The 14,793-nt window shown below is 61.2% G+C and carries 11 protein-coding genes and 1 tRNA gene; 11 read left to right on the top strand and 1 reads right to left on the bottom strand.

Annotation, left to right across the window (positions count from 1 at the left end):
• From SMD27_RS24295 to rpoC, 10 genes are all read left to right on the top strand, one after another.
• Nucleotides 1-77: EF-Tu C-terminal domain-related protein (locus SMD27_RS24295; protein ID WP_320510947.1), on the top strand; the 77-nt coding region annotated here is incomplete at its 5' end.
• 105 nt (nucleotides 78-182) lie between these two features.
• Nucleotides 183-258 (top strand) — tRNA-Trp (locus tag SMD27_RS23245).
• A gap of 81 nt (nucleotides 259-339) precedes the next feature.
• Nucleotides 340-537, top strand: coding sequence for a preprotein translocase subunit SecE (gene secE, locus SMD27_RS23240; RefSeq protein ID WP_320510845.1), 198 nt, complete (start codon nucleotides 340-342; stop codon nucleotides 535-537).
• 4 nt (nucleotides 538-541) lie between these two features.
• Nucleotides 542-1,072, top strand: a complete 531-nt coding sequence (gene nusG, locus SMD27_RS23235) for a transcription termination/antitermination protein NusG (protein WP_320510844.1) — start codon at nucleotides 542-544, stop codon at nucleotides 1,070-1,072.
• 145 nt (nucleotides 1,073-1,217) lie between these two features.
• Nucleotides 1,218-1,649 carry a 50S ribosomal protein L11 gene (gene rplK / locus SMD27_RS23230; RefSeq protein WP_320510843.1) on the top strand — a complete coding sequence of 144 codons (432 nt, stop codon included), beginning with the start codon at nucleotides 1,218-1,220 and terminating at the stop codon, nucleotides 1,647-1,649.
• A 3-nt stretch (nucleotides 1,650-1,652) separates the two neighbouring features.
• Entirely contained in the window at nucleotides 1,653-2,342 is a 690-nt protein-coding gene (gene rplA, locus SMD27_RS23225; RefSeq protein ID WP_320510842.1) for a 50S ribosomal protein L1, read from the top strand.
• A gap of 355 nt (nucleotides 2,343-2,697) precedes the next feature.
• Nucleotides 2,698-3,216, top strand: coding sequence for a 50S ribosomal protein L10 (gene rplJ / locus SMD27_RS23220; protein ID WP_320510841.1), 519 nt, complete (start codon nucleotides 2,698-2,700; stop codon nucleotides 3,214-3,216).
• Nucleotides 3,217-3,276: 60 nt separating this feature from the next.
• Nucleotides 3,277-3,651, top strand: coding sequence for a 50S ribosomal protein L7/L12 (gene rplL, locus SMD27_RS23215; protein WP_320510840.1), 375 nt, complete (start codon nucleotides 3,277-3,279; stop codon nucleotides 3,649-3,651).
• 212 nt (nucleotides 3,652-3,863) lie between these two features.
• Nucleotides 3,864-8,027, top strand: coding sequence for a DNA-directed RNA polymerase subunit beta (rpoB, locus tag SMD27_RS23210; RefSeq protein WP_320510839.1), 4,164 nt, complete (start codon nucleotides 3,864-3,866; stop codon nucleotides 8,025-8,027).
• A 60-nt stretch (nucleotides 8,028-8,087) separates the two neighbouring features.
• On the top strand, nucleotides 8,088-12,260 hold the full coding sequence (rpoC, locus tag SMD27_RS23205) for a DNA-directed RNA polymerase subunit beta' (RefSeq protein ID WP_320510838.1): 4,173 nt from the start codon (nucleotides 8,088-8,090) through the stop codon (nucleotides 12,258-12,260).
• Nucleotides 12,261-12,345: 85 nt separating this feature from the next.
• Here rpoC and SMD27_RS23200 read toward each other — a convergent pair whose 3' ends face one another.
• Nucleotides 12,346-13,491, bottom strand: coding sequence for a PAS domain-containing protein (locus SMD27_RS23200; protein ID WP_320510837.1), 1,146 nt, complete (start codon nucleotides 13,489-13,491; stop codon nucleotides 12,346-12,348).
• 127 nt (nucleotides 13,492-13,618) lie between these two features.
• Between SMD27_RS23200 and SMD27_RS23195 the strand changes: the two genes are divergently transcribed.
• On the top strand, nucleotides 13,619-14,791 hold the full coding sequence (locus SMD27_RS23195) for a glycosyltransferase (RefSeq protein WP_320510836.1): 1,173 nt from the start codon (nucleotides 13,619-13,621) through the stop codon (nucleotides 14,789-14,791).
• Nucleotides 14,792-14,793 lie beyond the last annotated feature (2 nt).

Genomic DNA, 14,793 nt, shown 5'->3' with positions numbered 1-14,793 from the left:
ATGAAGGCCTGCGCTTCGCGATCCGCGAAGGCGGCCGCACGGTCGGCGCCGGCGTCGTCGCCGCCATCATCGAGTAAGGGATTTGCCGCGGCCCGGCTTGGGCTGCGGCAGCGACCTTCTGTCGGTTCCGGCGGCAGCGCGAGCGGTCGCCGGATCGGCGTTATAAGAGGTTCGGCGCGTTTAGGAGTGTAGCTCAACTGGTAGAGCACCGGTCTCCAAAACCGGGGGTTGGGGGTTCGAGCCCCTCCACTCCTGCCAGCCGGAAGAAGGCGGTTTGATCCGCCGGTCGGCAGGCGCTAGGCGTCGAAACGAAACGAGTTGGTAACTGGATCGGGCGACATGGCAAAAAACAGCCCTGTGGAATTTTTCCGGCAGGTCAACCAGGAACGCAAGAAGGTGACCTGGCCCACCCGTAAGGAAACCACGGTCACGACGATCATGGTCTTCGTGATGGTGGTCTTGGCGTCGGTGTTTTTCCTGCTCGTCGATACGTTGCTGGCTACCGGAGCTGACTGGCTCCTCAGGTTGCGGGGGTAAGTCGATGGCGTTCCGTTGGTATGTGGTTCATGTCTATTCCGGCTTCGAGCGCAAGATCGCTCAGTCGATCCGCGAACAGGCGGTCCAGAAGGGAATGGACAAGCTGATCTCCGACGTCCTCGTTCCGATGGAGGAAGTCGTCGAGGTCCGGCGCGGCTCGAAAGTCAATGCCGAGCGCAAGTTTTTCCCCGGCTACGTGCTGGTGAAGATGGAATTGACCGATGAGACCTGGCACCTGGTGATGAATACGCCGAAGGTGACCGGCTTCCTCGGTGGCAAGGGCAAGCCCTCGCCGATCTCCGAAGCCGAGGCGATGCGGATCCTCACCCAGGTGCAGGAAGGCATCGACCGGCCGAAGCGGTCGATTATTTTCGAAGTGGGCGAACAGGTGCGCGTCAATGACGGCCCGTTCACCTCCTTCACCGGTCTGGTCGAGGAAGTCGACGAGGAAAAGGGCCGCTTGAAAGTGGCGGTCTCCATCTTCGGTCGCGCGACGCCGGTGGAATTGGAATACTCGCAGGTCGAAAAGGTCTGAGGCTCTGTCTCAGGCCTTCGCGGCTTTGCGATATCGGCCGGCGACGGGTCGCCGGATTTGAGAGCGCGGGAGGCCGGCCAGGGCCGTACCGCGGAACCGCAACAGAGATCGATCCTGCTGGCAGGCGATTTCCAGAGGTTGGAACATGGCAAAGAAAATTGAAGGCTATATCAAGTTGCAAATCCCGGCGGGCAAGGCCAATCCGTCTCCGCCGGTCGGTCCTGCGCTGGGTCAGCGCGGCCTGAACATCATGCAGTTCTGCAAGGAGTTCAACGCCGCCACGCAGCAGCTGGAAGCGGGCATGCCGATTCCGGTCGTCATCACGGCTTTTTCGGATCGCTCTTTCACCTTCGTAACCAAGACCCCACCGGTCAGCTACTTCCTGAAGAAGGCGGCGAAGATCGACAAGGGCTCGCAGACCCCGGGCCGTGGTTCGGCCGGTCAGGTGACGATGGCCCAGGTGCGGGAGATCGCCAAGCAGAAGATGGCGGATCTCAATGCCCATGACATCGACGCGGCGGCGGAAATGATCCGCGGTTCGGCCCGCTCGATGGGTCTTCAGGTTGTGGAGGGCTAAGAGATGGCCGGCAAGCGTATTAAGAAAGCATATGAAGGCATCAACCGCGAGAGCTTCTACAGCGTCGATGATGCGGTGAAGGTGATCAAGGCTGCGGCCAAGGCGAAGTTCGACGAGACCATCGAGATTTCGATGAATCTCGGTATCGATCCGCGTCACGCCGACCAGAACGTCCGTGGCGTCGTGTCGCTGCCGAACGGCACCGGCAAGACCCTGCGCGTCGCCGTTTTCGCCAAGGGCGCGAAGGCGGAAGCCGCCAAGGCGGCGGGTGCCGATCTGGTGGGCGCCGAGGATCTGGCCGAGAAGGTCCAGGCCGGCGAGATGAATTTCGACCGCTGCATCGCCACCCCGGACATGATGGTCCTGGTCGGCAAGCTGGGTAAGGTCCTGGGTCCGCGCGGCCTGATGCCGAATCCGAAGCTCGGCACCGTCACCAATGACGTCGCCGAAGCGGTGAAGGCGGCCAAGGGCGGCCAGGTCGAGTTCCGCGCCGAAAAGGCCGGCATCGTTCATGCCGGTGTCGGCAAGGCGAGCTTCACCGAGCAGGCGCTGGTTGAAAATGTGAAGGCCTTTGTCGGTGCGATCAACCGCGCCAAGCCCACGGGCGCCAAGGGCACTTATATTAAGAAAGTGTCGCTTTCTTCCACGATGGGCCCCGGCCTGAAGTTGGAAGTCGGCACGCTGGTCGGCTAAGGCCGGCACTTGAAGTTGGCGGCCCGGCTGCCCACTTAGACGAATTTCGGCGTCGTTTCGGCGGCGCCGGAGGCGGGTGACGGTTCGCCGTCACCCGATCCTGTCCAAGACTGCAGGTCTCTCAAGGGCTTCGGCTCGGCGAGATAATGAGATGATCGCCTGCAATAGACGGGAGTTGACGCGAATTCGTATCAGCCGATGAGGGCTCGCCCCTCCTAGACTGCGCGGAGCGCGGATTGAACTTCTGGGACAGGCACACCGGATCTTCGGTATGCCCAATGGTCATACGGAAGGTCCAGACGTAACGGACCGTTCTCGCCGCCAGGCGGAACGATCCAAGTATCGGAGACGAACAGTGGACCGATCTGGCAAGCAGGAACTGGTTTCCGAGCTGCATCAGACCATCAGCGAAGCTAACTTGGTGGTGATCACCAAGCAGAGCGGACTGACGGTGGCTGAGGTAAGTGACCTCCGCCGCAAGATGCGGGATGCGGGCGCCGGTTTCAAAGTCGCTAAGAATCGGCTGGCACAGCTCGCTCTGAAAGGCACTAAGCACGAAGGCCTCGACTCGTTGCTCAAGGGACCGACCGCGATTGCGTATTCGGCGGATCCCGTGGCGGCGGCCAAGGTTGCCGTGACTTTCGCCAACAGCAACGAGAAGCTCACCATCGTCGGTGGTTCGATGGGCACCAACCTGATTGACGCCGCCGGCGTCAAGGCGTTGGCCACCCTGCCGTCGCTCGACGAGCTTCGCGCCAAGTTGCTCGGCATGCTGCAGACCCCGGCGACCCGCGTCGCCACCGTGGTCCAGGCACCCGCCGGCCAGCTGGCTCGTGTGTTTGGCGCTTATGCCAAGAAGGGCGAGACCGCGTGACGGTCGATCCGCGTAACAGAAGTTCGCATCGCGTAAGAAGTTAAAGCCTAGGAGATTGAAATGGCTGATTTGCAGAAGTTGGTTGACGAGTTGTCGAAGCTGACGGTCCTCGAGGCCGCCGAGCTGTCCAAGAAGCTGGAAGAGGCTTGGGGCGTTTCCGCCGCTGCGCCGGTCGCTGTGGCCGCTGCTCCGGGCGCCGCTGCCGCCGCTCCGGTTGCTGAGCAGGACGAGTTCACCGTCGTCCTGGTCGATGGCGGCGAGAAGAAGATCAACGTGATTAAGGAAGTCCGCGCCATCACCGGTCTGGGTCTGAAGGAAGCCAAGGACCTGGTCGAGGGTGCGCCGAAGCCGGTGAAGGAAGGCGTCAACAAGGCCGAAGCCAACGAACTGAAGAAGAAGTTGGAAGAAGCCGGCGCCAAGGTCGAGCTGAAGTAAGCTCTGACCGACCGTCTGTAAGCAGGGGAAGCGCCGGTTTTGCGACCGGCGCTTCCACGCCGCTTAAGGGACGGCTGTTTGGTAGCGAATTAGGCGCCGCCGACCGGCGCCGAAAACAACGGTCGGGTGCGCGTCGCCGGCACGGATGAAGGCGACAGGTATTTGCGATCCGGTCTTGGGCGGATCGAGTTGGAACAGACGAGGGTCAGCTAATGACGAAATCCTATGGCGGGCGTAAGCGGATTCGTAAGGGCTTTGGCCGTATCTCCGAAATCACCCAGATGCCGAATTTGATCGAGGTGCAGAAGAGCTCCTACGATCATTTTCTGCAGATTGGCGTGCCGGCGGAGAAGCGGGAAAATGTAGGCCTGCAAGAGGTTTTTCGTTCCGTATTCCCGATTAAGGATTTTTCGGAAAAGTCAGAATTGCAGTTCGTACGCTACGAGCTGGAAGAACCGAAATACGACGTTGAGGAATGCCAGCAGCGCGGCATGACCTTTGCGGCGCCGCTCAAAGTCACCCTGCGCCTGGTGGTGTGGGATCATGACGAAGAGACGGGCGCGCGGTCGATCCGCGATATTAAGGAACAGGACGTCTATATGGGCGATATGCCCCTGATGACGGCCAGCGGTACCTTCATCGTTGCCGGCACCGAACGTGTCGTGGTCAGCCAGATGCATCGTTCGCCGGGCGTCTTCTTCGATCATGACAAGGGCAAGACCCATTCCAGCGGCAAATATCTCTTCGCCGCCCGCGTCATTCCCTATCGCGGCTCCTGGCTCGATTTCGAATTCGATGCCAAGGATCTCGTCTATGTCCGTATCGATCGCCGCCGCAAGCTGCCGGCGACGACGCTGCTGCTCGCTCTGTGGAACGATGCGGTCGCTGGCAAGATCGGCAAGAACGGCCAGCTGACCGAGGAAGACCGCCGTTTCGGCGGCATGTCGGCGGAGGAAATCCTCGGCTTCTTCTACAAGAAGGTCGTCTTCTCGAAGAAGAAGGTCGGCTGGACCACGGATTTCGATCCCGATCGCATGAAGGGCATCAAGCTGGTGGCCGATCTGGTCGATGCCAAGACCAACAAGGTCGTGGCCGAAGCCGGCACCAAGATGACGCCGCGCCTTGCCCGAAAGCTGCAGGAAGGCGGCTTGAAGGACGTGCTGGTGCAGGTCGACGAACTGGTCGGCCGTTATGCCGGCGCCGATATCATCAACGAGCAGACCGGCGAAATTTTCGTCGAAGCGGGGGATGAGCTGACCTCGGCGGTCATCACCCAGCTCGAAGATGCCGGCATCAAGGACGTGCCGACGCTGAACATCGATCACGTCAATGTCGGTCCGTATATGCGGAACACGCTGGCGGCCGATAAGAACACCTCGCGTGAAGAAGCGCTGATCGACATCTATCGCGTCATGCGCCCCGGCGAGCCGCCGACATTGGATACCGCGGAAGCGTTGTTCCAGGGTCTGTTCTTCGATGTCGAGCGCTATGACCTGTCCTCGGTCGGTCGCGTGAAGATGAATTCGCGTCTCAACATGGAGACGCCGGATACGCTGCGCGTGCTGCGTAAGCAAGATATCCTCGAAATCCTCCGCGTCCTGGTCGAACTGAAGGACGGCCGCGGCGAAATCGACGATATCGACCATCTCGGCAACCGCCGTGTCCGCTCGGTCGGCGAATTGCTGGAAAACCAGTACCGCCTGGGCCTGCTGCGCATGGAACGTGCGATCCGCGAGCGCATGAGCTCGGTCGAGATCGACACGGTCATGCCGCATGACCTCATCAATGCCAAGCCGGCTGCCGCTGCGGTGCGCGAATTCTTCGGTTCGTCGCAGCTCAGCCAGTTCATGGACCAGACCAACCCGCTCTCGGAAATCACCCACAAGCGCCGTCTCTCGGCCCTTGGCCCGGGTGGTCTGACCCGCGAGCGCGCCGGCTTCGAAGTGCGCGACGTGCATCCGACCCATTACGGCCGGATCTGTCCGATCGAAACGCCGGAAGGTCCGAATATCGGCCTGATCAACTCGCTGGCGACCTTCGCCCGGGTCAATCAGTACGGCTTCATCGAAAGCCCGTATCGCAAGGTCGATAACGGCCTTGTCACCGATGACGTGGTCTATCTGTCGGCGATGGAAGAGGGCCGCTACACGATCGCCCAGGCGAATGCGGCACTCGATGCCAAGAACAAGCTGGTGGAGGATCTGGTTTCCTGCCGCCGGGCCGGCGATTTCGTCATGGCCCGTCGCGAGGATATCGATTTCATCGACGTCAGCCCGAAGCAGCTCGTTTCGGTGGCCGCGGCGCTCATTCCCTTCCTGGAGAATGACGACGCCAACCGCGCGCTGATGGGATCGAACATGCAACGTCAGGCGGTGCCGCTGTTGCAGGCCGATGCGCCGCTGGTCGGCACCGGCATGGAAGGCACTGTCGCCCGTGATTCCGGCGTTGCCATCGCGGCACGCCGCAAGGGTGTGGTCGACCAGGTCGATGCAACTCGTATCGTCATCCGCGCCACCGAGGAAACCGATTCCGCGGTGCCGGGCGTCGATATCTACAACCTGCTGAAGTTCCAGCGGTCGAACCAGAACACCTGCATCAACCAGCGTCCGCTGGTGAAGGTCGGCGATATCATCGAGAAGGGCGAGATTATCGCCGACGGTCCCTCGACCGAGCTCGGTGAGCTGGCGCTCGGCCGCAACGTGCTCTGCGCCTTCATGCCCTGGCAGGGTTACAACTTCGAAGATTCGATCCTGATTTCGGAACGCATCGTTTCGGATGACGTCTTCACCTCGATCCACATCGAGGAATTCGAAGTCATGGCCCGCGATACCAAGCTGGGTCAGGAAGAAATCACCCGCGATATTCCGAATGTGGGTGAAGAAGCGCTGAAGAACCTCGACGAAGCCGGCATCGTCTATATCGGTGCCGAGGTGAAGCCGGGCGATATTCTGGTCGGCAAGGTGACGCCAAAAGGCGAAAGCCCGATGACGCCGGAAGAAAAGCTGCTGCGCGCCATCTTCGGCGAAAAGGCCTCGGATGTGCGTGACACCTCCATGCGCCTGCCGCCGGGGGTTGCCGGTACCATCGTCGAAGTGCGTGTCTTCTCCCGCCGTGGCGTCGACAAGGACGAACGAGCGCTGGCGATCGAGCGCGCTGAAATCGAACGTCTGGCCAAGGACCGCGACGACGAAAAGGCGATCCTGGAGCGCAACTTCTACAGCCGCCTGAAGGAACTCCTGATGAATCAGGTGGCGGCTGGCGGTCCGAAGACGCTGAAGCCCGACACCAAGATCACCGATAAGGTGCTCTCGGAGTTCACGCCGGGCCAGTGGCGCCAGATCGGCGTCAAGGCCGACAAGCGGATGGCCGAGATCGAAGCGCTGAAGAAGCAGTTCAACGAATCCGTTGGCGCGCTGGAGAAGCGGTTCGAGAACAAGGTCGAAAAGCTGCAGCGCGGCGACGAGCTGCCGCCGGGCGTCATGAAGATGGTGAAGGTCTTCGTTGCGGTGAAGCGCAAGCTGCAGCCGGGCGACAAGATGGCCGGCCGTCACGGCAACAAGGGTGTCGTCTCAAAGATCGTGCCGATCGAAGACATGCCCTATCTGGAAGACGGTACTCATGTCGACATCGTGCTCAATCCGTTGGGCGTGCCGTCGCGTATGAACGTCGGACAGATCCTGGAGACCCATCTGGGTTGGGCCTGCGCCAATCTCGGTAAGCAGATCGGCCAGATGATCGACAAGGTGCGTGAGAACGGCAAGTTTGCCGACCTCCGGAAGCTGATGAAGGACGTCTATGGCGAGAAGGTCTACAAGACCGATCTCGATGGCGCCGAAGACAGCGACGTGATGGAGATGGCTGAAAATCTGCGCGGCGGTGTGCCGATCGCGACACCGGTCTTTGACGGTGCGCGTGAGGAAGACATCGTGCAGATGCTGGAACAGGCGGGTCTGCATCGTTCTGGCCAGTCGGTCCTGACCGATGGCCGGACCGGCGAGCGCTTCGAGCGTCCAGTGACCGTGGGCTACATCTATATGCTGAAGCTCCATCACCTGGTCGACGACAAGATCCATGCCCGTTCGATCGGCCCCTACAGCCTCGTCACCCAGCAGCCGCTGGGCGGCAAGGCGCAGTTCGGCGGTCAGCGCTTCGGTGAAATGGAAGTCTGGGCTCTGGAAGCGTATGGCGCCGCCTATACGCTGCAGGAAATGCTCACGGTGAAGTCGGACGACGTTTCCGGCCGTACCAAGACCTACGAAGCGATCGTGCGTGGCGACGACAATTTCGAAGCGGGTATCCCGGAATCCTTCAACGTGTTGGTGAAGGAATTGCGGTCGCTCGGCCTCAATGTCGATTTGACGCAGAACAACTACTAATCGGATCGCTGTGGTTGCCGCCCGGTTCGCCGGGCGGCGTCACGGCAAGAGGAGATGGCAATGAACGAGCTGATGAACGTGTTCGGCCAGCCGACTGGCCCGCAGAGCTTCGACCAGATCCGCATCGCGATCGCCAGCCCGGAGCGGATTCGCTCCTGGTCCTTCGGCGAGATCAAGAAGCCGGAAACGATCAACTATCGTACCTTCAAGCCGGAGCGCGACGGCCTGTTCTGCGCCCGCATTTTTGGTCCGATCAAGGATTACGAATGCTTGTGCGGCAAGTACAAGCGCATGAAATATCGCGGCATCATCTGCGAAAAGTGTGGCGTCGAAGTCACCCTGTCGAAGGTGCGGCGCGACCGCATGGGCCATATCGAACTGGCTTCGCCGGTGGCCCATATTTGGTTCCTGAAGTCCCTGCCGAGCCGCATCGGTCTGCTGCTCGACATGACGCTGAAGGATCTGGAACGGATTCTTTATTTCGAGAATTTCGTCGTCATTGAGCCGGGCCTCACCCCGCTGAAGCAGCGCCAGCTGCTGTCGGAAGACCAGTTCCTGGACGCCCAGGATGAATTCGGCCAGGACGCTTTCCAGGCCGGTATCGGCGCCGAAGCATTGAAGATCATGCTGGCCACCATCGACCTCGAGCAGGAGCGCGAGTCGATGAAGTCGGAACTGCGCGAGACCTCTTCGGAAGCCAAGCGCAAGAAGCTGGTGAAGCGCCTGAAGCTGGTCGATGCCTTCATCGAATCCGGCTCGCGTCCGGAATGGATGATCCTCGACGTGGTGCCGGTCATTCCGCCCGAACTGCGCCCGCTCGTGCCGCTCGATGGCGGCCGGTTCGCGACCTCGGATCTGAACGATCTCTATCGCCGCGTCATCAACCGGAATAACCGTCTGAAGCGCCTGATCGAACTGCGTGCGCCGGATATCATCGTCCGCAACGAAAAGCGCATGCTGCAGGAAGCCGTCGACGCCCTGTTCGACAACGGCCGCCGCGGCCGCGTCATCACCGGCGCCAACAAGCGTCCGCTGAAGTCTCTGTCCGACATGCTCAAGGGCAAGCAGGGCCGCTTCCGTCAGAACCTGCTTGGTAAGCGCGTCGACTATTCCGGCCGCTCGGTCATCGTCGTCGGGCCGGAACTGAAGCTGCATCAATGCGGCCTGCCGAAGAAGATGGCGCTGGAGCTGTTCAAGCCCTTCATCTATTCGAAGCTTGAACTTTATGGCATGGCCTCGACCATCAAGGCGGCGAAGCGCATGGTGGAAAAGGAACGGCCGGAAGTCTGGGACATCCTCGAAGAGGTGATCCGCGAGCATCCGGTCATGCTGAACCGCGCCCCGACCTTGCACCGCCTCGGCATTCAGGCTTTCGAGCCGGTGCTGATCGAAGGCAAGGCCATTCAGCTGCATCCGCTGGTCTGCACGGCGTTCAACGCCGACTTCGACGGCGACCAGATGGCGGTCCACGTGCCGCTGTCGCTGGAAGCCCAGCTCGAAGCCCGCGTGCTGATGATGTCGACCAACAACATCCTCAGCCCTGCCAACGGCAAGCCGATCATCGTGCCGAGCCAGGACATCGTGCTTGGTCTCTACTACATCTCGATGGAAGCCAAGGGGCAGCCGGGCGAGGGCATGGCTTTCGCCAATGTCGGCGAAATCCTGCATGCCTTGGATTCGAAAGTCGTCACGCTGCACAGCTCGATCAAGGCGCGCCTGTATGCCTATGACGACAGCGGAAGCCTGGCTACCCGCGTCGTGCAGACGACGCCGGGCCGCATGCTGCTCAGCGAATTGCTGCCGAAGCATCCGAACCTGCCGTTTAGCCTCATCAACCGCGTGTTGACCAAGAAGGAAATCACCAACGTCATCGACGCGGTCTACCGCCATTGCGGTCAGAAGGAGACGGTGATTTTCGCCGACCGCATGATGGGCCTGGGCTTCAGCCATGCCTGCCGTGCCGGCATTTCCTTCGGCAAGGACGACATGATCATCCCCGAAGCCAAGGGCAAGCTGGTTGCCGAGGCGCAGGAGAAGGTCAAGGAATACGAACAGCAGTATCTCGACGGTCTCATCACCCAGGGCGAAAAGTACAACAAGGTTGTCGACGTCTGGTCCACCTGCACGGAAAAGGTGGCCGAAGAGATGATGAAGGTGATGTCGAAGAATACCACCGGCAGCCAGATCAACTCCGTCTACATGATGGCGCATTCCGGCGCTCGTGGTTCGGCGGCGCAGATTAAGCAGCTTGCCGGTATGCGCGGTCTGATGGCCAAGCCGTCGGGCGAAATCATCGAGACGCCGATCATCTCGAACTTCAAGGAAGGCCTCACCGTGCTCGAGTACTTCAACTCGACCCACGGCGCCCGTAAGGGTCTGGCCGATACCGCCTTGAAGACGGCGAACTCCGGTTACCTGACGCGTCGTCTGGTCGACGTCGCCCAGGACGCCATCATCACTGAGGAAGATTGCGGTACCGATAAGGGTCTGACCGTGAAAGCGGTGGTCGAAGGCGGCGAAGTCATTGCGCCACTCTCCGAACGCATCCTCGGCCGTAGCGCAGCGGAAGACATCAAGGACCCGCTCTCCGGCAAGACGATCGTTGCCGCCGGCAACCTGATCGACGAGCCGCTGGTCGATGCGATCGACCGGGCGGGTATCGACACGGTGAAGATCCGCTCGGCCCTGACCTGCGAGACCCATACCGGTATCTGCGGCAAGTGCTATGGCCGCGATCTCGCCCGTGGCACGCCGGTCAATATCGGTGAGGCCATCGGCGTCATCGCCGCTCAGTCGATCGGCGAGCCGGGCACGCAGCTCACCATGCGTACGTTCCACATCGGTGGTGCGGCGCAGCGTGGTGCGGAACAGTCCTCGATCGAAGCGTCGTTCGATGCCGAGGTCGTGGTGAAGAACCGCAACGTCGTTCTGAACAGCGACGGTTTGCCGATCGTCATGGGCCGCAATTGCGAGATCGTGCTCAATGACGAGCAGGGCCGCGAACGCGCGCGCCATCGCGTGCCTTACGGTGCGAAGCTGCTGGCGGACCAAGGCGTGCAGGTGACCAAGGGCCAGAAGCTGGCCGAATGGGATCCCTATACCCTGCCGATCATCACCGAGCGCGAAGGTATCGTGAACTACATCGACCTGGTCGAAGGCCTGTCGATGCGCGAAGTGATGGACGAAACCACCGGCATCTCGAACCGCGTCGTCATCGACTGGAAGCAGCAGCCGCGCGGTAACGACCTGAAGCCGCGCATCACCTTGCGCGACGAGAAGGGCAACGTGATCATGCTGCCGAACGGTCTGGAAGCCCGTTACTTCATGTCGGTCGACGCCATCCTGTCGGTCGATAACGGTGCGCATGTGAAGGCCGGCGACGTGCTGGCCCGTATCCCGCGCGAAGGGTCGAAGACCCGCGACATTACCGGCGGTCTGCCGCGCGTCGCGGAACTCTTCGAAGCCCGCAAGCCGAAGGATTTCGCCATCATCAGCGAAATCGCCGGCCGCGTGGAATTTGGCAAGGACTACAAGACCAAGCGTCGCATCATGGTCGTCCCGGAGGATGCGTCGGAAGAGCCGCGTGAATATCTGATCCCGAAGGGCAAGCACATTTCCGTTCAGGAGGGTGACTATGTCCAGAAGGGCGATCAGCTGCTCGATGGCAGCCCGGTGCCGCATGACATCCTGAATGTGATGGGTGTAGAGGCTCTGGCTTCCTATCTCACCAACGAGATCCAGGAGGTCTATCGACTGCAGGGTGTGAAGATCAACGATAAGCATATCGAAGTGATCGTCCGCCAGATGCTGCAGAAGATCGAAATCACCGATCCGGGTGACACGACCTTCCTGTTGGGCGAACAGGTCGACCGCGCCGAATACGAGGAAGAAAACGCCAAGGCGCTGAAGGATGGCGGCCGTCTGGCCAAGGGATCGCCGGTTCTGCTCGGCATTACCAAGGCCAGCCTGCAGACCCGTTCCTTCATCTCGGCGGCGTCCTTCCAGGAAACCACCCGCGTCCTCACCGAAGCGGCGGTTTCCGGCCGGGTGGACAGCCTGATCGGCCTGAAGGAAAACGTCATCGTCGGCCGCCTGATCCCGGCGGGTACCGGCTCGGTGATGGCCCGTGTCAAGCAGATCGCGGCGGAACGTGACCGCGAACTGCTCGGCAACCAGCAGCAGCCGGCGGCTCTGCCGGATGGCTCGGGTTCGGGCACCGGCGAAGCGGCGTAAGCCGCTTTTGCCGAAAGGCTCAAGCAAAAGCCCCGCCGGTAACGGCGGGGCTTTTTGTTCGCGACGGTGGCTGACGCGTGCGCGATTAGCCGGCATCGGTGACGGGGACCGCCGCTCCGTTCTCTCCGTCTTTTGTCATGTCCATGATACGCCCCACCAACTTTAGCAGGGTGCGGCTGCTTTCCTGAATATCGGCGGCATAGCTGTGATAGAGCGGCACGCCGAGCGGTCCCAGGGCCTCTTGGCGGATGACCTCGGCGCAATGGACGATTTCGTCCAGGGGAGCCAGCAATTCATCGCTCAATTGCGCGAGCAACCGCAGCATGGCTGCATGATGATCCCATCCGTCCGCGGCCTTGTCGGCGCTGGCCGGCGCGGGTGCGCGGCCGGACATGTCGCGCAGTGAAATGGCCAGGGCGGGCTGGCCGAGCCGGGTTACGGCGCGGCCGACGACTTCGACCCGAATGGCTTTGCCGTCCAGGCGATGAAGCTGCGTCTCGACCGGCTTGCCATTCGGACGGTTCAGTTGCGTCAACAGGCGATCGATGCGCGGCTCCTCATTGGCGTTGGGAGCGATTCCGTTCATGAAGGCACCGATCGGCGAGCCTGTCAGCAAGGTAGCTTCGCAGCGCAGCAGCTCTTCTGCCGCCGGATTCGCCGCCTGGATGATGCCCGTGGAATCAAGCAGCATCAGTGCTTCCGGCGCCGCATCATAGACAAATCGGGCGAGATCGGCGTCATGTTCCTGGACCGTGCTGATCCAGTATTGATCCACGGCATTGCGCAACCCGCGATGCTCCAACGCATGGGCAATGTGGAGATCGAGGGTGTCACGGTTCAGCGGCGGGGAAAGGGCATCATCGGCCCCGGCATCGATGGCGTGGCGCAGATCCTCGGCACTGGGCACTAAGGCAACGATCGCCGCGCGCGACAGGCCGATTTCATGCCGCAAGCCCCTCACCGATTGGAAATCGCGGCCGTCCGGACAGGAAATCAGGACCAGATCCCATAAAGCACCGTCGATACCGATCTGTGCCGCTTCGGCCAGCGTTGCGACGTGACGAATTTCCCGTACATGCCGTTGGGCGAGGCAATCCTGAATGATCTCCAGTAAATTCTCGTCGCTGGCGATCACCAGGATGCGACAATCAGCCTCGGAAGACGAGGTCGCCGGCGTCGTTTCAAGCCACGAATGGATATATTGCGTCAGCAAAACCTGCCCCGATCCCAATTCTTGCCTCGCCAGTCTGCGGACAAACCGTTAAACAAATCTTATGGTTTTAGCGCCGCTACGAGCGGTGTTTCGCAATGCTAGATTTGGGTGGAGCGGAACGGTTTCGGCCGCTATAGCTTCGATCATGACGGATATCTGGATCGCCATTGCCGGTCTTCCGGTGGGAATTTGGTTCTATCTGCTGCTCTTTCGCGGTCGCTTCTGGCTGGAATTGCCGAAGCCGGCGGTTGCGACGGCGCCAGAAACCTGGCCGCCTGTCGCCGCCGTGGTCCCGGCTCGCAATGAGGCCGGCGTGGTGGGCAAGGCGATCGGCGCGCTGCTGCGTCAGGATTATCCCGCACCCTTTCGCGTCATTCTCGTGGATGACAACAGCGAGGATGCCACGGCTGCCGAAGCCCGGGCTGCGGCAGAGGCAGCCGGTGCTACCGAGCGCCTGACGGTTTTGTCGGGCAAGCGCCTCACGCAGGGCTGGACAGGCAAGATGTGGGCGGTGCATCAGGGGCTTGGGGCGCTGGAGAAGGTGATGCCGTCGGCGCAATACGTGCTGCTGACCGATGCCGATATCGAACATGCACCGGACAGCCTGCGCAACCTCGTTGCGCGCGCCTGTGCCGGCGATGCGAAAGCCGGACGGTACAAACTGGTTTCGCTGATGGCGCGGTTGCGGACAGATACCTTTGCCGAGAAAGCGCTGATACCGGCCTATATCTTCTTTTTTCAGAAGCTCTATCCTTTCGCCTGGATCAACGATCCCAAGAGCCGCATGGCGGGTGCGGCCGGCGGCTGCATGCTGGTCGAGCGCAAGGCCTTGAAAGCCGCGGGTGGCATCGCCGCCATCAAGGATGCGCTGATCGACGATTGCGCTCTCGGTCGGGTGATGAAAAAGCATGGCCCGATCTGGCTCGGCCTGGCCGACAATGTCTCCAGCCTGCGCGGTTATCCGCAATGGCGCGATATCTGGATGTTGATCGCTCGCTCGGCCTTCACCCAGCTCAATCATTCCACCCGGCTGCTGATCGGCTGCGTGCTGGGAATGATTTTCACCTATCTGCTGGCGCCCATCTTCACCATTGACGGCAATGCCGGCACACGCGGCCTCGGCATCATGGCCTGGGCGATGATGACGCTCAGTTATCTGCCGACGCTCTATTACTATCGCCGCTCCGTTTTGTGGGCGCCGTTCCTGCCGCTGGTTGCCTTATTCTATCTCTTGGCCACGGTGGATTCCGCGCGCCGGCACTGGGTCGGCCGTGGTGGGGAATGGAAAGGCCGCATGCAGGCCAAGAAGACGGCATGAGG

Source organism: Dongia soli (genome assembly GCF_034044715.1).
Classification (GTDB): Bacteria; Pseudomonadota; Alphaproteobacteria; order Dongiales; family Dongiaceae; genus Dongia_B; species Dongia_B soli.
This window is presented reverse-complemented; position numbering and strand designations above follow the sequence as displayed.

Excerpts from the sequence above, each read along its gene's own strand:
- secE (WP_320510845.1), top strand. The coding sequence starts at position 340 with ATGGCAAAAAACAGCCCTGTGGAATTTTTCCGGCAGGTCAACCAGGAA.
- nusG (WP_320510844.1), top strand. The coding sequence starts at position 542 with ATGGCGTTCCGTTGGTATGTGGTTCATGTCTATTCCGGCTTCGAGCGC.
- rplK (WP_320510843.1), top strand. The coding sequence starts at position 1,218 with ATGGCAAAGAAAATTGAAGGCTATATCAAGTTGCAAATCCCGGCGGGC.
- rplA (WP_320510842.1), top strand. The coding sequence starts at position 1,653 with ATGGCCGGCAAGCGTATTAAGAAAGCATATGAAGGCATCAACCGCGAG.
- rplL (WP_320510840.1), top strand. The coding sequence starts at position 3,277 with ATGGCTGATTTGCAGAAGTTGGTTGACGAGTTGTCGAAGCTGACGGTC.
- rpoB (WP_320510839.1), top strand. The coding sequence starts at position 3,864 with ATGACGAAATCCTATGGCGGGCGTAAGCGGATTCGTAAGGGCTTTGGC.
- rpoC (WP_320510838.1), top strand. The coding sequence starts at position 8,088 with ATGAACGAGCTGATGAACGTGTTCGGCCAGCCGACTGGCCCGCAGAGC.
- SMD27_RS23195 (WP_320510836.1), top strand. The coding sequence starts at position 13,619 with ATGACGGATATCTGGATCGCCATTGCCGGTCTTCCGGTGGGAATTTGG.